Here is a 16748-nt window from a genome sequence, read left to right as displayed (position 1 = left end):
GAACAATGAGTTTGACTCTAAGACAAAAAACAGCTGCAATTTTAGAAGGCAGCGGACGATACAGAAAAGTGGCTCACACCCTAGATATATTCCTAATTGCACTGATCATATTTAATGTCATTGCAATTGTACTTGAGTCAGTGCCAGCATTAGCAAAGCAATATTATCGCTTGTTTTTTTACATTGAAATTGTTTCTGTTGGTATTTTCTGTGTCGAGTATTTACTTAGACTGTGGTGCTGTGTCGACAAAGTAAATTACCGAGATAAAACCAAAAGTCACCTTTCTATTCGGTTTAAATATGTGAGATCTCCCCTGGCTGTAATCGATCTCATCGCTATTTTACCTACCTTGTTGATGGTATTTTTTACCTTTGACTTGCGTTTCTTACGGGTAGTTAGACTGATGAGAATTTTCAAACTCACACGCTACTCACGCGCGATGCAATTACTGCTCGCAGCATTTAAAGAAGAGGCCAGTTCTTTGATGGCAGCGTTTTTTATTATGTCATTGGTGCTGATAGTCGCTTCCTGTGGTATTTACCTCATTGAACATGACGTCCAACCTGAAAAATTTGGTTCAATCCCCGCTGCAATGTGGTGGGCCATGGCAACACTTACCACTGTAGGCTATGGGGACGTTGTACCTATTACTCCATTAGGTCGCTTTTTTGGTGGCGTGATCACCTTATTGAGTATGGGAATGGTTGCTATCCCTACCGGCTTACTCGCTTCAAGCTTTGCAGACCAATTACGTAAACGACGTGATGCCTTTAATGAGGCTATTTTGCATGCGCTGGTGGATGGGAAGCTCGAAGAAAGTGAACTAGAACACTTAGAAGCACTGAGGATCCAACTTGGACTCAGTGCCACTGAGGCAAATCAAGCAATCAAGATCATGACATCACAGCGCGCACAAAATATGTATTGCAGGCACTGTGGTCAAAAGCTTTAATCACGAAACATTTCTTGCCAAGCGTTTTCCATCTGGTGTGAAATTAAATCACCAGGTAGCGGCGGACTGAATAAATAGCCCTGAAAACGCTCACAACCAAGCATCCTCAAAAATTTTAACTGCTCGGTACTCTCAACACCTTCAGCGATACAAAACTTGCCTAAACTGTGGGCCAATGACAGAGTGGAATGGATAATGGTCTCATGATCTTTGTCCACTCCTATATCGGAGATAAAGCTGCGATCTATCTTTAACGCATCCACCGGAAATTGCTTCAGATAAGTTAAAGATGAATACCCAGTACCAAAATCATCCATATACAAACGGCAGCCCAGAGCACGTAATGCATTCATTCGATCTATTGCCTGCTCCGCATCCGCCATCATAACCGATTCGGTGATCTCAAAGACTAAGCATCGCCCTGGTACATTGGCCTTCAAAAGAGCTTGCCTGATCCTAGCTATCAGCTCATCGTACTCAAAGTCTAACGCTGACAGGTTAATAGACAGGTACAGATCTGGCCAAGATAAATGCCACACCTTAAGCTCAATAAGCGCCCGCTCTAATGTTTGAAGCAATAACTTGGTAATTAGGCCCGTTTTTTCAGCTGCATTTGCGAATTCTTGAGCACTGAAAGTCGGATCTTCGGGCCACCGAAGTAATACCTCAAAACCTTCTATTTCACCCTTAGTCCCATTAAGAATTGGTTGATAATAATTACAAAACAACTCATCATTATAAGCTGTATTCAAGCGACGTTCGATTTCAATTGTTCTTTTAGCCTGCTGATTAATATCATGGTGATAAAATTGATAGCCACTCACCAAAGACTTTTTAGCATGGCTTAACGCTATTTCTGCCGCTTGATTTAATTCAAAGGCATCACTGGCATCGTCTGGATATAAAGCAACCCCCACATACACTTGCAAATGAACATGTTGATCATGTACCTCAATGCCTTCTTGGAAACGCTCCATCAAGCAATGAATGTAGCGGGTTACAGCATCTACATTGTCTAAATGTTCCATCAAAATAAAGAAATCTCGCTCATGACCAATTGCCAAGCTGTCAACTTCTCTAAAGCAGCATTGTAAAGTTTGAGCGACCCTTTGAATGACAGTTGAAACAAACTCGTTACCAAAGGTATCTGCTAATCGCTGCAATCTGCCAAACTTAATCGCCAATATCGCCATCGACTGGTCGGCATCTTTTGCCTGTTCAAGTGCATGCTGCACACGATCCATAAACAACACTTTATTGGGCAGCTTTGTCAACGAATCATAATTTGCTAATTGATAAAGTTCTTTTTCCGTGCGCTTTTGTTTGCTTATATCGGTCAAGACAATAATATAGTTTTGGCCGAGTGTAGCAGTCACCTTTACCAACACATGACGCACTTCGCCACTTGGTAAGCGCAGTGCCTCTTCAGCACTGTGATACTCGTCTTCACTCAACTCACTCATTGCACGTAAATAGTGCATCCGAACATGGCGTTCAAGACCTAAACTCACGCTAGTACTTGAAGTCGGGTTGGCCGGTACCGAAAAAGCCTCTTGAAGTGCTTTGTTACAAGCAAGGATCCGAAAACGCTTATCAAAAATCATTACCCAGTCGCGCGTTTGTTCAAATGCCTCGCCAAATAGGGAAGCACGCTCTTCAAATACACGCTCGCGGGTCAAGTTAGTATAAGTGCCTGCCACGCGCATTGGAACGGCCTCACGCCATGCCATCACCTTGCCATAGTCCTTGTACCAACGCCACTGCCCTACTCGGTTTCGCAAACGATAAGTACAATCTATGTAGCCTTTCGCTGTTGATACAAACTCAAGCCATTCAATACGGAATAATGCGCGATCTTGTGGGTGTATTAACTCTAAGTAATCATCTAGATTAATATAATCTGCTTTATAACCTAGTTCATTTACTAGCCGCGGTTGATAAACTAAATTTGAGCCCGACTGCCAGTCCCACACCCCTGAATTACTTCCTTCCAGAGCCATTTTTAAGCGGGTTTCACTGTTGCGAGTCTCTTTATGCGCAGCCATCAGCAATTGCGCTACGCGATTTTTACGATGTACCCATAGTGCAAAAAGCGCACTTGCTAGTATCAAATAACAGGCCAAAGCCATTGGCGAGCGCCAAAATGGATATTTAACTTTAATATTCAACTCAGCCGGCTGTGTATAATCCCCAGTCAAAGGATCTTTTGCCCATACTTTTAAGCGGTGATTACCGGGGTTAAGTTTTGGAAAAACAACCCGATTGCTATTTCGGCTTAAAATACGTTGTTCACCCGATAGCTGATACTCATACACAATCCGTTCTTGGGCAGTGAATGCCATAGCTGAAAAAGACACCTCTAGTCCAATATCATCATGATCCAACTCGATTGAAGAAAAAGATTTGAGCCCAGCTGGTTTTAAGTCCCGAGACATTAAATCAACATTGGTAATGTTGACACGGGTTAGTAAAGGCTTACTAGGACGGTTTACTTCAGGATCAAAGATAGTGATGCCCTGTAACGAACCATACGCAATTTTACCATCTTGCAATTTTACAGAAGACCCGCTATTGAATTCATTGCTCATCAAGCCGTCGTTAATTGTGAAACCTTGTAGGTGAAAATTATCTGGATCTAAGCGCCATATGCCTTGATGCGAAGACATCCATATCATGCCCGCTTCATCTTGCTGCATCTCATATAAGAGGAAGTTGGTCACTGAAAACGAGTCAGCCGGAAGCGGGAGTTCTTTGTACCCATCTGCTGTCAACCTCACTAATCCATGCGTCGCAAATGACAGCCACAGCACATTATTTTTGTCGATTGTATAGCTAAGTAAATCCACGGCTGACTGCTTGTGTGCTTTAGGAACTTGATAAATTTGAGTCAACGTATCCGTGCTATGATCATATCGGAATAAGCGCCCTTCACTATAAAAAACAGGTTGCGAGGGGTGACTAGATAAAGGTGGAAAAAAGCCATAACTGAGAAACGGGTCAAACTGTTCAAACTGAGTGCCAAGCGATTCAAGCCGCCCTTTTTCAATATCAAATAAGTAAAAGCCAGAATTGCCATCCACAAAGTAAAGTAACCCAGGCTCTACTAATGCGGCTCCTTTAACGAATCCAGCCAGCACTTGGGTGGCATTCTTGTCTTGAGCACTAGGTCGATAGATACGCTCTGATTTGGGTTCAAACACAAACAACCCTCGGTTGCTGATTAACCATAGTTTATCTTTATGAGGATAGAGCGAAATAATAGAGTATTCAGGTAAAAAACTCTCTCCCATGTAGCCCTGTAAAAGAGGCTTTGCTTCTCGTGTTTTCGGGTCATACCTTGTTAATCCGTCGCGCGTTGCAGCCCAGATATACCCTTGAAATTCGACAAGCCCCCATATGGTGCCATGAGACAATTCACCAACAATTGACTCTGCTTGCACATTATCAAAAATATGGTTTTCAGGTGGCAAATAAAAAGCGCCATCGGTCCGTGTGGCAGCCCATATTCCACCATTTTGGTCTTCGTTTAAATGAATGACACTGCTATCTGAGATAGGAAATCTACTCTGCGACAACCGCAAGTCTGGCGTAATTGTCAGCGACTCAGGGTCAAGCCGCATTAACCCTTTATCGGTGCCTAATAACAAATAGTTTTGCTGGCGTAACATATGCCAGATATTAAAGTCTTCAAGCAATGTTTTATAACTTGGGGTCGCACTAAAGTCCTTTTGCAATTCGCCTATGTCTAAAGCATACAGACCTAACACGGCACCGACTAATAAGGTGTTATCATCAAGTAATAACAAGGACTTTGTATTGTGTTCAAATGGATGCTCAGGAGAACTAAGATGCTGAAGTGGCTTTAATTGCTTTGTGGGAATATGATAAGCGAACAATTGTTCGGTCGTGGCTATGTACAGTATGTCGTCATACTGCAATAGCGCTCTCACTAAGCTGCGCTCAGTCATCCCAGGAATAGGGATCGCTTCTTTAATTTCACCCGTTTGTTTATTCAAAATTGATACATTTTGCGTGCGACCTAACCAAAGCTCATTGCTGTTCTTTTCCAACATTTGGAAAACGCTATTGTGAATGTAGTCCTGCTCAGAAGAAGGTGTTTTAATGTATTGTCGGTAAGTATCTTGCTCTGGATTATAACTGAAGAAACCCGCGCGGCCGGAGGCTATCCAAATCATACCCTGAGAGTCTTGATAGATCCGATCGATTTGCATCTTATCCAAGGCTCTATTAGGGCCCATTACCTCTAGTACTTGGTAACCATCATAACGATTCAAGCCCCCTTCAGTTGATAACCACAAATACCCTTTTTTATCAAATAGCAGAGTATTCACGTAACTCTGTGATAGCCCTTCTGCTGGAGATATACGCGCCACTTGCGCCGAACATACAGCACTAAATATGCAAACAAGTATAAGAATAAACTGAATCATTTGTGCACGTTCCCTGAATAACACATAGGTACGATATCACGTCCTTGCTTTACGTAACTTGCAAATTTTTTTTGTAGAGCGGAGGGGAGTGACACACTATCCACCGGCTCAAACGCTAGCTTTGAATACAACGCTGTGACATTTTTATAAGCAAATGTATAGACACACTGTTCAGTGCTTTCAGTGGCATGCGCAACAAGCATTTTTGCCATTCCTTGCCCTCTGTAAGCTGAGTCAACAAAAACGGTTGATAAAAAAAAGTTATTATCAACATTTTGTACTCTGCACGCGGCAACTAAATCAGTCTGTTTAATGACCCAAACTTGATCTTGTTTTGTTGCTCGGCCGCGCACGTTATGTTTCTGAAAAAACTTGTTTACCAAGGGCGTTTGAATCGCAGGAAGGCAATAGCAGCTTAACGTCATAATTACACTAACATTAGCCCAAGATATTGTTCAAACTTGGCTTTTAAGGTGTCACGCTCTGAAAGGGGTCGACTATTTATGGCATCGTAAACCGCTTCCCGGGTATTTTTCCCACGCTTAATTTGATATGCCCAAAAGGACGCTTCGTACTCTAATTGGATTTGGTATTTATCCGCTCGAGAAAGATTACACAGGTTGTAGGACATCAGACTGTACAATTATTGAAATTCTTGAAAACAGTGTATCATATATGAACTGGACAACGGCAGTACAGAATGACAAAGTTCTTGATGAAATACGCTACCTTGCGCATCAAGAGCGAAGTCAAAATCCAGGAGAATAAGATAACACGTATGATAAGGAGACTATGTGCGAAATCTAACAATTTTATGTATGCTGTTTCTATCCACCTGCACCGTTGCCAGCGCCAAAACGCTTTACTTCAATCGACCAGCCGACACCGCACAAGCTCGCTATGTTATTGAATTACTGAGCCTTGCCTATAAAGACATTGGCCATAAGCTCGAAATCATTGATTTTGACAGGCATAGTGCATTGATCGCAGCAAATGAGGGGGAGCTCGATGGCCAACTAGGTCGTATTGCAGGCGTCACAGACAGCTATGCTAACTTAATTTATGTGGACTACCCGCTGTATTCATTCAACCTTCAGTTAATAAGCCATTGTTTGGTTTGTACATTCAATCAACTGGATTCGCTCGTTGTACAAAGTGGCTATTTAGTCGCGTACCAATACATGATGGACAATCAATATAAAGGGGAGCTAATTGAAGTTAAAAGTACAGCCGCACAACTTAATCTATTGATGCAAAAAAAAGTGCAAGGCGCGCTTATCGTTGACTTCCACCTCAGAGAGCACCTTCCTTACATGGATATGGAAGCCGTTAAGATTGAAGACTTGATGACTATCGAAAGTTTTCACTATTTACATAAAAAACACTCCGCCCTAATCCCAAGATTAAAACAGACACTAAAGAAGTTAGAGAAAAAAGGGGTTACAGCCGTTTTAAAAGCTAAGTATCGGATTTAAACAAATCTTCTTGATGACCTGTGTTGGTTTCAGATGTCGCTTGTGCGTCAGCTTTCTGTTTTGCTAATACGCGTTTTTTCCTGCGTTGACATAACTCAACTACCGTCCGCTTTTGCTGTTCTGTCATTTTATTCCAGCAAAAACGCTCTTCCCTACTGCGAAAACAACCTTTGCAGTAGCCGCGATTATTCACTTCACAGATCCCTTTGCATGGACTTGGGATCGGAAAAATTTCGATTTGTTCCATACTTAAGGTCAATAAAGATTCCAACTATCAACAAAAAAGATCACTAAAGTCGATACTACATGACTAAACACACTATTCAAATTTTAGTTGATAATTACTCAAACTAGGAAGTAAGGCATGTGATAAGAGGACAACAATTGGATAAAGATGAAGCAAGCAATTAAAGCGGCTATCGCGAGTAATTTAGAAAAGGAGATGGTGCCGACTATCCGAGTCGAACGGATGACCTACTGATTACAAGTCAGTTGCTCTACCAACTGAGCTAAGTCGGCGCACCGGAAATGGTGCCCAGAGGCGGAATCGAACCACCGACACGAGGATTTTCAATCCTCTGCTCTACCGACTGAGCTATCTGGGCAATAATTAAATTTTACTTTTAAAGAATAAATATGGTGCCGACTATCCGAGTCGAACGGATGACCTACTGATTACAAGTCAGTTGCTCTACCAACTGAGCTAAGTCGGCGCACCGAAAAATGGTGCCCAGAGGCGGAATCGAACCACCGACACGAGGATTTTCAATCCTCTGCTCTACCGACTGAGCTATCTGGGCAATATTCTTTAAATTTTGAACTTCCACAAAGGACTTTCAATACAATTTATAAGTTTGACATCTCACCTAGGATTGCCACAAGTGCAAACCTTTGAGTTGTGTCAGGGTATATTTTTAGAAGTAAATGGTGCCGACTATCCGAGTCGAACGGATGACCTACTGATTACAAGTCAGTTGCTCTACCAACTGAGCTAAGTCGGCGCACCGAAATGATGGTGCCCAGAGGCGGAATCGAACCACCGACACGAGGATTTTCAATCCTCTGCTCTACCGACTGAGCTATCTGGGCAAAAATCTTTTAATAAAAAATCCTACCAAGGATTTTTATGCAATATGAATCGCTTCATTTTGAAAGCGTTCTAAGCATTAATTATGATTACTTCTAAAGAATAAATGGTGCCGACTATCCGAGTCGAACGGATGACCTACTGATTACAAGTCAGTTGCTCTACCAACTGAGCTAAGTCGGCGCACCGAATTATGGTGCCCAGAGGCGGAATCGAACCACCGACACGAGGATTTTCAATCCTCTGCTCTACCGACTGAGCTATCTGGGCAAATATTCTTTAAACACTGAAGTCCAATAACAGGTCTCAATGTTATTTTGTTTGTTTCCCATCTTAGAGATGGTGCCCAGAGGCGGAATCGAACCACCGACACGAGGATTTTCAATCCTCTGCTCTACCGACTGAGCTATCTGGGCAATGCTATTTATTGAAAGCTAAGCGCTCTCAATTCCATTCAAATAAGCTGTATTAAACAGATATTCGAATAAATTAATGGTGCCGACTATCCGAGTCGAACGGATGACCTACTGATTACAAGTCAGTTGCTCTACCAACTGAGCTAAGTCGGCGCACCGAAAATGGTGCCCAGAGGCGGAATCGAACCACCGACACGAGGATTTTCAATCCTCTGCTCTACCGACTGAGCTATCTGGGCGTGCGGCGTATTAAACGAGTTTTACCCTTTCAAGTCAACTATTTTTTTGCAATATAATTTGTTTGCGCACAATTCATGCAAAACTAACAAAAATCAGCTAAAAAAGGATGAAAATCATACATGCTTTTACACTTCATATTAATCACAAACCATAATAAAGAAGTAAAAACGTAGAGAAATCATCCACTGTAGGTGGTAGGATTAACACTTACTTATAAAAACTCGACTTGAAAGTTATTTGCTCGGATTATTTCAATGGAAAATTCTTCACAAGCACAGATTAAAGGCTTTGTGCCACTGTTTGTTTTTGTTACCTTAATAATTGCCAGTGTTTCTGCACTTGCAGCCTATTTATGGCCAAAGCAAACACAAACCACAATACATAGCCAGCCAGATCTCGTGTTACAGGCTCAAGATTTAGCAGCGCCGCTTAGCAATACGATGATGAAGCTTGGTTATAACTATGCCAAACAGATGCTGACGTCGGTCAAAGCAGGTAACCCTGACATCAATGCGTACTTATATGCTGACAGTGGCATGGGAAAACCTAGCCTCGTGTTTCAAACAGATGAGTTTCCAATCGCACCAATCAAGCAACGTAGCAAGCTCACGGTGAACGACCAAACGATTGTTCATCAACCATTGACCTTGGACAATATGCCTGTTGGTGAATTAATTTTGGTGTATACCGCCCCCCAAGTTGCGGCTCCCGAAGACAACCCTTTGAGTTACGTACTCGCCCTAATCGCGCTTATACTTACAGTCGCATTCGCGCTTTTCTTAAAAAAGCAGGTTGTAGGAAAACTAGCGAAAGAGTTGAAGCTGCTCAATTCCGAGCTTGATCATTTAGTTGCGCAAAAGGATTATGAGGTCCACATCACAGAAAACCTCAGCTTTGGTTTGTCGCAAACATCTATCGGTATCAATGCCTTGATCAATCAAATACGCGATATTATTAAAGGTAACCAGGCTGCACAAAACGAATTAAGACAGCTTCAAACCAGCTTAGAGACAGAAGTTCAAGCGCGGACACTTGCTTTAGAGAAGGCAACTCTAAATGCTGAACGAGCAAGTGAGGCAAAAACTACCTTCTTGGCAACTATGAGCCACGAGATCAGAACACCAATGAATGGGGTTATCGGCACCATAGACTTATTACGTCAAACCGAATTAGATGGCGCACAGCATCGTTTAACGACGATTATTCGAGATTCCGCTTTCTCGCTACTCGGTATCCTCGATGATATTCTCGACTTCTCTAAAATCGAGGCAGGTAAGTTACAAATTGATAGCAGTGCATTTTCGGTCTCCGAAACCATTGAAGAAGTGGCACGCGTTCTGTCCTCTGTGGCCAAGAAGCGTAAACTCGATTTACAACTCGCCATTGCTCCGGATATTCCTAGTAACTTGGTGGGTGATGCCGTGCGGGTTCGCCAAGTACTTTATAATCTTTGTAGCAATGCGATTAAATTTACCTCAACAGATGAAAGCAGGCAGGGCTTCGTAAAAATCTCTGTAGAAGTCGCACAAAACACTTCTGAGCATTACACGTTAAGATTTAAAGTCACTGATAACGGTAAAGGTATGACTCAAGCACAGCTTAGAGAAATATTTAATCCGTTTATTCAAGCTGAAGGCTCCATAACGCGCGAATATGGCGGTACCGGATTAGGCCTTTCTATATGTAAGAGTTTGGTAGAATTAATGCTGGGCTCAATCAATGTGCAATCTGATATTGGGATGGGCAGCGAGTTTGTTGTTGAATTACCATTTAGTATCACCGGCAAAGTTGAGTACGCCAATAAAGGCGTCTTAGAAGGCAGAAAAATTGTCACCTTTACCCATAATCCAAACCGCCGTGCAATTCTGGCACGTTACCTTTCGTTTATGGGCGCGAACTCTGTTGTTGTGCTTGAAGCCAGTGAGATGGGCGAACATCAATATGAACAAGATGTTGTCTGGGTGCTTGATGGCCTTGATGGAATGGATAAGGTAAATCAACAACTGCGCGATTTACTTTATTCTCTGGAGCACAATAACCAACAGGTTATCGTTCTAAGTACCATGGACGAGTCAGCACTTAACCACGGCCATATATTCTACTTGAATGCTGCACCACTTTGTAAAACCAGCTTTATGACAGCAGTGTTGGTCGCTGTTGGGTTACATAAACCGAAACAGCTTAAGCCTTCTCGCTCAATGAACAGTTATTTGAATACTGAAGACGCTAAAGCTGAAAACAAACTGGTACTGTTAGTAGAAGACAACGTACTCAACCAACAAGTGCTTACTGATCAGCTCCATCTGCTTGGCTATGGAGTTGAAGTAGCAGAAAATGGTGAGGAAGGTTTAAAAATGTGGCAAAAAGGCCACTATGCAGTTGTCCTTACTGATTTGCATATGCCGAAAATGTCCGGCTATGACATGGTAACCAAAATTCGAGATATCGCTGAACAAGCACCGGATATCAATGCACAGCCATATATCATTGCGATTACAGCAAACGCATTAAAAGGTGAACGAGATCGATGCTTGGCATCCGGCATGAACGATTACATAACAAAACCCGTTGAATTGAATGTTCTCGAGGCAACACTTGATAAATGGCAGTCTGCTACAGGGGCTCAAGTTGGTAAACCCGCTGAGTCACAGCCTACTGCTAAGCCGACACTGCCGGAAAAACCACCCGCAACAAACACAAGTCCTGAGCCTCAAGTTGAGACCAGTTTCTCACCTGATTCTGTTTACTCAGAAGCGCGTCAGATGACAGAGGAACCAGTTGCTATTGAGCCCAATTATGATATCGGTGAACCAGTGGCTCCTTCACATCAACCACTTGAGGAGCAACCTATTGTTGAGCCCCAAAGCTACGAACCTCCAGTAGAAGTTGAGGTAGAGGTAGAGAGCCCAATTGTTGATGAGGTACCAGCGGTACAAAAAGCAGAAGTAGAAATGCCAGAAAAACCTATCAACATGGATCAACTCAACAAGTATGTGAATGACGATGATGCCAAAAGGCTGCGCTTTTTCAGAATGTATTTAGAACAGAGTAGCGAGTTAGCAAGGGACATTAATGGCGCGGTAATCTCATCTAGCCAAAGTGAAATTATTGAAGCTTGTCATCAACTTAAATCTATTTCTAGGACCATAGGCGCGGAACAAGTGGCTTTGCTTGCTGAAGGCTTTGAAACACGTTGTAAAGAGGAAGAGCTTTCAAGTGATCAACTTATTCAGTTAAGAGATGAGTTAGAACTGGCTTATCAAAGAGCAACTGAGTTTATCCAGCAGTTTTTACAGCAATCAGCTATTTAAACCGCCAGACACACCTCACAGGGCAACATCATGTGTGTTGCCCTGCAATTGCGCAGGTTCAACCTTGAACCATTGAATAGATCATATTGACTACAATGCCCGCCATCGCCAAAGGGATTATATACTTAGAGTACTTCTCCATTTTATTGAGCCCGATTTTACTATTATATTTCTCAAGTAAGGGGATCAAAACCACTAATGCAATTACCAAACAAACTAAAATAACAATGATATTCATATAATCACTCGAGCCAAATTTATTCTATCAAGTTATACCACGAAGGCTTAATTTTGGCCCGTTATTTATACAGAAGCTCTAAGAAAGGAAGAAAAACTGTGGAGCCGAAGCCCCACAAAAAGGTTGGAGAGTGTTGTTAACCGACCAAAGCGAGCAGTATGCCTGCTGCGACTGCGCTACCTAGAACACCAGCAACATTGGGCCCCATAGCATGCATTAATAAGAAGTTATGAGGGTTCGACTCTAAACCCACTTTATTTACAACTCTAGCTGCCATAGGCACAGCTGACACTCCTGCCGCTCCCACCAAAGGATTGATAGGGTTAGAAGATACGCGATTCATAACTTTTGCCATATAAACACCAGAGGCTGTGCCAATACTAAATGCCAACGCACCTAACAGTAAGATGCCAAGGGTTTCCACAGTCAAAAACTGATCAGCAGCCAACTTTGACCCCACCGCTAAGCCCAAGAAAATCGTCGTGATGTTAATGAGCTCGTTTTGTGCCGTATTACTGAGTCTATCGACCACACCAGACTCTCGCATTAGATTGCCCAGACAAAACATCCCCACCAACGGTGACGCCGCCGGTAAAAATAATAGTGTTAGCGCCAATACCATCAATGGAAATAGCACTTTTTCCTTTTTCGACACCGGTCTCAGCTGTGGCATGGCAATACTTCTCTCCTCTTCAGAAGTCAGTAAGCGCATAATAGGTGGCTGTATGATTGGTACCAAAGCCATGTACGAATACGCAGCGACAGCAATCGCGCCTAATAGCTCCGGAGAAAGCTTTGAAGCTAGGAATATTGCTGTTGGGCCATCAGCGCCACCGATTATGGCGATTGCCGACGCATCCTGTAAGGTAAATTCAAAACCGGGAATAAAATTTAATAAAATCGCACCAAATAATGTCGCAAAAATCCCAAACTGAGCAGCTGCACCAAGTAATAACATGCGAGGGTTGGCAATTAGTGCACTAAAATCAGTGAGCGCTCCCACCCCCATGAAAATAAGTAATGGAAAAACGCCACTATCAATACCGATGTAATAAACGTAATACAGCAAACCACCCGGTTCCGCTAACGCAGCCACAGGGATATTTGTCAAAATAGCCCCGAATCCAATGGGTACCAATAGTAAAGGTTCAAAGCCTTTTGCTATTGCTAAGTACAGTAATCCACAGCCCACCGCTATCATGGACAGGGCTGGAAAAGTCAGGTTGGCAAGCCCTGTTGCTTGCCATAAATTTAATAATCCATCCATTTTACACCCTTATGCCATCTCGATGATCGCGTCACCCGCGGAAACTGAGTCACCTTCAGACACTAAGATATCCGCAATTTTCCCATTAGAAGTAGCGCGTACTTCAGTTTCCATTTTCATCGCTTCCATAATTAAAACGACATCACCTTGTACGACATCATCTCCAGGCCTTGCGTGTACTTTGAAAATATTACCTGCCAGGGGGGCGTTTAAGGTTTCCCCTGAACTCACCGAGGCCGACTGTGGTATAAGCTCACTGTCTTTGACCGCAACTTCTTTTAACTCTCCGCCTGCGGCGACAACAACATCATACACTTTGCCATCGACTCTCACGCTATAGCGCTCATTACCTTGTTTAGCCGTGGAGGAAGATTTAACATCTGCAGCAGCTTGGCTCTGCGCAGTAACTAAGCTCGGCTTTGGCTCAAATGCATCTGGGTTGTTGCGGTTTTTAAGGAATTTGAGTCCAATCTGTGGGAACAATGCATATGTTAAAACGTCGTCGACAATCTCTTCAGCCAGTTCAATGTTGTCTTGCTTTGCCAGTCCGAGTAGTTCTTGCTCTAAACTATCCAACTCCGGTTTTATTAAATCCGCAGGTCGACAAGTAATCGCGTCGGCACCATCTAAAACTCGGTTTTGTAAATTCTCGTCAACAGGCGCAGGCGTTGTGCCATACTCGCCTTTCAATACACCAGCGGTTTCTTTGGTGATAGTCTTATATCGCTCTCCGGTGAGTACATTTAATACTGCTTGCGTACCCACGATTTGAGACGTTGGCGTAACTAAAGGAATAAAGCCAAGATCTTTTCTAACGTGAGGTATTTCACTGAGCACCTCATCTAATTTATCGCCCGCACCCTGTTCCTTTAACTGATTCTCCATATTCGTTAGCATGCCACCAGGCACTTGTGCAGACAGAATACGTCCATCAACCCCTTTTAGGCTGCCCTCAAACGCTGCATATTTCTTACGTACGTCTCTGAAGTAAGCCGCTATCGATTCAAGTTTGTCTAATTCAAGGCCGGTGTCTCTATCCGTACCTTCAACAATTGCAACCAGAGTTTCAGTTGCACTATGGCCATATGTCATACTCATTGAGGAAATTGCCGTATCCAGCATATCGATTCCAGCATCGACAGCTTTTTGATACGTTGCGGTGCTTAAACCAGTAGTCGCATGGCATTGCATGGCAATAGGAATAGAGACAGTACGTTTTAGTTCTGAAATCAACACTTCGGCATCATAGGGCTTTAATAAGCCAGCCATATCTTTGATGCAAATAGAGTGGCAACCTAACTCTTCAAGCTGTTTGGCTTGGGTTAACCACTTCTCTAAATTGTGTACCGGACTAACAGTGTATGAAATTGTCCCTTGTGCATGGGCACCAACCTTAATTGCCGCGCGAATTGCTGTTTCAAGATTTCGAACGTCATTCATAGCGTCAAAAATTCTGAAAACATCAACACCATTTTGATGTGCACGAGTAACAAACTTTTCTACAACATCATCTGCATAATGGCGGTAACCGAGCAAGTTTTGGCCCCTAAGCAGCATCTGCTGCTTTGTGTTGGGCATGGCTTCTTTTAGCGCCCGAATACGATACCAAGGATCCTCACCAAGATAACGGATACATGCATCAAAGGTAGCGCCTCCCCAAGACTCTACCGACCAGTATCCAATTTTATCCAGCTCTTCAGCAATTGGTAACATGTCCTCCAAACGCATCCTTGTCGCAAGTAAAGATTGGTGGGCATCTCTTAGTACTAATTCTGTGAGTTTTAATTTTGACATAGTAGACCCCTTAATTATTTTGTCTAAACTGCGCTATCGCAGCGCTAATAGCTGCAACATGTGCGGCCGGTACACCCGCTGTGTCACCACGCTGAGATTTACGTTTAACTTTAGGTTGCTCAGGACTTTGCTCTGATGCGCTGATTTTCGATAACCCTTTCACCGCAAAAATTAGAATTGATAAGAAGATAAAGACACCAACCATGCCAGTTAACATGAGGTTGGCTGCCTGCATAAGCAATTCGCTGATCTCCATCTGTGCCCCCTTAGTTGTTATTTATTTGTTTATGAATACCCACCCAAAGAAATAGATAGGCAACTTTTGTAAATATTTATTCAAACATCATATCAAAACTTTTATTCATGTAAAGCGACTTGTAAATTGGTATTACCAATAAGTGTTTTTGTATATGATTCACACACTTAGTCTGCAAGCATGGCAAAACAATGGATTAAAAGCCTAATAAATATGAAAAATACTCAAGATATAGACAAAAAATAACCCAAAGAAAGGAGAAGGATTCAGCACCTTGGTATTAAAAACAGCCACCAAAAAATTGGTCATACCGAAAGTGGGAGTTTACTTTTCGCAATACTTTCACATCTAGTTAAATATCTATGAAAACTGCACTCTTACTAGTACTCTTGTCGCTTCTTTTTACTAAATAAGGTACTGGGGCTTTACCGATAATCACATTAGTGAACACCAAATAAGATTTAAACCAAGAAAATAACCACGTATAATTTGACGGTTATCAACTTGAGGATTACTCGTGTTTCAAAGTGAATTCATTTTAGACAAGCGCTATTTTCAGGAGTGCTTTGACGAATCTGTGAAAATGAGCCAGTACCATAAGCCAAAGTATGCGCTTATCGCGTTTCTTGTATCACTCGGCTTTGTAGCTCATTACTTACTTAGCCAAACCTACTTAGGTAACTTTCTATTTATACTTGCTGTAATAGAGGGAATCGCATTCTATTATAAACGCCCTTGGTGGGTTGCCAGACAAATGCTAAGTAGAGCAAGTGGCTCTAAAGTACTGCTCACCATTGATGATGAAGGCATAAAAGCTGAAAATCCTTACCGCGCATTTTCAGTCAAGTGGCATGACATTGAAAAGGTAATCAAAACAGAGCAAGGCCTTATTATTCAGCAACAGCGACACAATCAATATATATCGGGTACTGTTCTGAACCAAGATGTGTACGATTTTATATTTCACAAGACAAAAAAATAGCCACTTTAAAGCGGCTATTTTTCTATACCAAGCAATGAGGTAGTTTATTGTTAATTACATATTGCCTGAAGACGGACTAGATTTTTCCGCTTGAATTCGCATATATATTTCTTCACGATGAACCGAAACATCTTTAGGTGCATTTACGCCGATACGCACCTGATTACCTTTCACACCAAGTACCGTTACTGTAACTTCATCACCGATCATCAGGGTTTCGCCTACACGGCGAGTTAGAATTAGCATTCTCTTGCTCCTGTTATTCCAAAATTTAAAAG

13 protein-coding genes and 11 tRNA genes are annotated in these 16748 nt (G+C 42.5%); 4 read left to right on the top strand and 20 right to left on the bottom strand.

The features are described from left to right. The first annotated feature begins 5 nt into the window (after positions 1-5). Entirely contained in the window at positions 6-953 is a 948-nt protein-coding gene (locus tag N480_RS01615) for an ion transporter (RefSeq protein WP_063370789.1), read from the top strand. Here the strand turns inward: N480_RS01615 and N480_RS01610 are convergent. From N480_RS01610 to N480_RS01600, 3 genes are read right to left on the bottom strand one after another with little or no spacing between them, the layout of a single operon-like run. Beyond that, entirely contained in the window at positions 950-5404 is a 4455-nt protein-coding gene (locus N480_RS01610; protein ID WP_196761435.1) for an EAL domain-containing protein, read from the bottom strand. The genes N480_RS01615 and N480_RS01610 overlap by 4 nt on opposite strands. Further along, a complete protein-coding gene (locus N480_RS01605) occupies positions 5401-5829 on the bottom strand; it encodes a GNAT family N-acetyltransferase (protein ID WP_063370788.1) in 429 nt (142 codons plus the stop codon). Before N480_RS01605 ends, N480_RS01610 begins: the two co-directional genes overlap by 4 nt. A gap of 2 nt (positions 5830-5831) precedes the next feature. Next, complete coding sequence (locus tag N480_RS01600) at positions 5832-6035, bottom strand: DUF3283 family protein (protein WP_063370787.1); 204 nt, start codon at positions 6033-6035, stop codon at positions 5832-5834. 163 nt (positions 6036-6198) lie between these two features. Here N480_RS01600 and N480_RS01595 point away from each other — a divergent pair, with 163 nt between their 5' ends. Continuing rightward, positions 6199-6879 carry a hypothetical protein gene (locus N480_RS01595; protein ID WP_081231709.1) on the top strand — a complete coding sequence of 227 codons (681 nt, stop codon included), beginning with the start codon at positions 6199-6201 and terminating at the stop codon, positions 6877-6879. Here the strand turns inward: N480_RS01595 and N480_RS01590 are convergent. The 12 genes from N480_RS01590 to N480_RS01535 form a co-directional block, all read right to left on the bottom strand. Next, positions 6863-7126, bottom strand: coding sequence for a DUF1289 domain-containing protein (locus N480_RS01590; protein ID WP_063370785.1), 264 nt, complete (start codon positions 7124-7126; stop codon positions 6863-6865). The two genes, N480_RS01595 and N480_RS01590, sit on opposite strands and share 17 nt — an antisense overlap. A 196-nt stretch (positions 7127-7322) precedes the next feature. Continuing rightward, positions 7323-7398 (bottom strand) — tRNA-Thr (locus N480_RS01585). Between the two features lie 10 nt (positions 7399-7408). Beyond that, positions 7409-7484, bottom strand: a tRNA-Phe gene (locus tag N480_RS01580). A 32-nt stretch (positions 7485-7516) separates the two neighbouring features. Next, positions 7517-7592 (bottom strand) — tRNA-Thr (locus tag N480_RS01575). Between the two features lie 11 nt (positions 7593-7603). Then, positions 7604-7679: transfer RNA gene (locus N480_RS01570), tRNA-Phe, on the bottom strand. A gap of 125 nt (positions 7680-7804) precedes the next feature. Then, positions 7805-7880 (bottom strand) — tRNA-Thr (locus N480_RS01565). Positions 7881-7892: 12 nt separating this feature from the next. After that, positions 7893-7968 (bottom strand) — tRNA-Phe (locus tag N480_RS01560). A gap of 105 nt (positions 7969-8073) precedes the next feature. After that, positions 8074-8149 (bottom strand) — tRNA-Thr (locus N480_RS01555). Between the two features lie 11 nt (positions 8150-8160). After that, positions 8161-8236: transfer RNA gene (locus N480_RS01550), tRNA-Phe, on the bottom strand. Between the two features lie 70 nt (positions 8237-8306). Further along, positions 8307-8382: transfer RNA gene (locus N480_RS01545), tRNA-Phe, on the bottom strand. Between the two features lie 77 nt (positions 8383-8459). Next, positions 8460-8535 (bottom strand) — tRNA-Thr (locus N480_RS01540). A gap of 10 nt (positions 8536-8545) precedes the next feature. After that, positions 8546-8621 (bottom strand) — tRNA-Phe (locus N480_RS01535). A gap of 255 nt (positions 8622-8876) precedes the next feature. Between N480_RS01535 and N480_RS01530 the strand changes: the two genes are divergently transcribed. Next, positions 8877-11933: a hybrid sensor histidine kinase/response regulator gene (locus N480_RS01530; RefSeq protein ID WP_063370784.1), complete on the top strand. Its 3057-nt coding sequence runs from the start codon at positions 8877-8879 to the stop codon at positions 11931-11933. A gap of 58 nt (positions 11934-11991) precedes the next feature. On the opposite strand, the gene N480_RS25735 is transcribed toward N480_RS01530, so the two are convergent. The 4 genes from N480_RS25735 to N480_RS01510 form a co-directional block, all read right to left on the bottom strand. Continuing rightward, positions 11992-12171, bottom strand: coding sequence for a hypothetical protein (locus N480_RS25735; RefSeq protein ID WP_063370783.1), 180 nt, complete (start codon positions 12169-12171; stop codon positions 11992-11994). Positions 12172-12307: 136 nt separating this feature from the next. Next, entirely contained in the window at positions 12308-13438 is a 1131-nt protein-coding gene (locus N480_RS01520) for a sodium ion-translocating decarboxylase subunit beta (RefSeq protein ID WP_063370782.1), read from the bottom strand. Positions 13439-13447: 9 nt separating this feature from the next. Next, positions 13448-15232 (bottom strand): sodium-extruding oxaloacetate decarboxylase subunit alpha, encoded by a 1785-nt coding sequence (gene oadA / locus N480_RS01515; RefSeq protein WP_063370781.1) that lies wholly within the window; start codon positions 15230-15232, stop codon positions 13448-13450. Between the two features lie 10 nt (positions 15233-15242). Next, a complete protein-coding gene (locus N480_RS01510) occupies positions 15243-15488 on the bottom strand; it encodes an OadG family protein (protein ID WP_063370780.1) in 246 nt (81 codons plus the stop codon). 517 nt (positions 15489-16005) lie between these two features. On the opposite strand from N480_RS01510, the gene N480_RS01505 reads away from it, so the two are divergent. Continuing rightward, complete coding sequence (locus N480_RS01505) at positions 16006-16470, top strand: YcxB family protein (protein ID WP_063370779.1); 465 nt, start codon at positions 16006-16008, stop codon at positions 16468-16470. A gap of 54 nt (positions 16471-16524) precedes the next feature. On the opposite strand, the gene csrA is transcribed toward N480_RS01505, so the two are convergent. Beyond that, positions 16525-16716, bottom strand: coding sequence for a carbon storage regulator CsrA (gene csrA, locus N480_RS01500; RefSeq protein WP_063370778.1), 192 nt, complete (start codon positions 16714-16716; stop codon positions 16525-16527). Positions 16717-16748: the final 32 nt, after the last annotated feature.

It is taken from the genome of Pseudoalteromonas luteoviolacea S2607 (assembly GCF_001625575.1).
Classification (GTDB): domain Bacteria; phylum Pseudomonadota; class Gammaproteobacteria; order Enterobacterales; family Alteromonadaceae; genus Pseudoalteromonas; species Pseudoalteromonas luteoviolacea_E.
The sequence above is the reverse complement of the archived record's forward strand: the minus strand, read 5'-3'. Positions and strand labels throughout refer to the sequence as shown.

What these genes read in the sequence shown, in the direction of transcription:
- N480_RS01615 (WP_063370789.1), top strand. Translation starts at nt 6, where the DNA reads ATGAGTTTGACTCTAAGACAAAAAACAGCTGCAATTTTAGAAGGCAGC.
- N480_RS01600 (WP_063370787.1), bottom strand. Translation starts at nt 6,035, where the DNA reads ATGTCCTACAACCTGTGTAATCTTTCTCGAGCGGATAAATACCAAATC.
- N480_RS01510 (WP_063370780.1), bottom strand. Translation starts at nt 15,488, where the DNA reads ATGGAGATCAGCGAATTGCTTATGCAGGCAGCCAACCTCATGTTAACT.
- csrA (WP_063370778.1), bottom strand. Translation starts at nt 16,716, where the DNA reads ATGCTAATTCTAACTCGCCGTGTAGGCGAAACCCTGATGATCGGTGAT.
- N480_RS01610 (WP_196761435.1), bottom strand. Translation starts at nt 5,404, where the DNA reads ATGATTCAGTTTATTCTTATACTTGTTTGCATATTTAGTGCTGTATGT.
- N480_RS01520 (WP_063370782.1), bottom strand. Translation starts at nt 13,438, where the DNA reads ATGGATGGATTATTAAATTTATGGCAAGCAACAGGGCTTGCCAACCTG.
- N480_RS01605 (WP_063370788.1), bottom strand. Translation starts at nt 5,829, where the DNA reads ATGACGTTAAGCTGCTATTGCCTTCCTGCGATTCAAACGCCCTTGGTA.
- oadA (WP_063370781.1), bottom strand. Translation starts at nt 15,232, where the DNA reads ATGTCAAAATTAAAACTCACAGAATTAGTACTAAGAGATGCCCACCAA.
- N480_RS01590 (WP_063370785.1), bottom strand. Translation starts at nt 7,126, where the DNA reads ATGGAACAAATCGAAATTTTTCCGATCCCAAGTCCATGCAAAGGGATC.
- N480_RS01530 (WP_063370784.1), top strand. Translation starts at nt 8,877, where the DNA reads ATGGAAAATTCTTCACAAGCACAGATTAAAGGCTTTGTGCCACTGTTT.
- N480_RS25735 (WP_063370783.1), bottom strand. Translation starts at nt 12,171, where the DNA reads ATGAATATCATTGTTATTTTAGTTTGTTTGGTAATTGCATTAGTGGTT.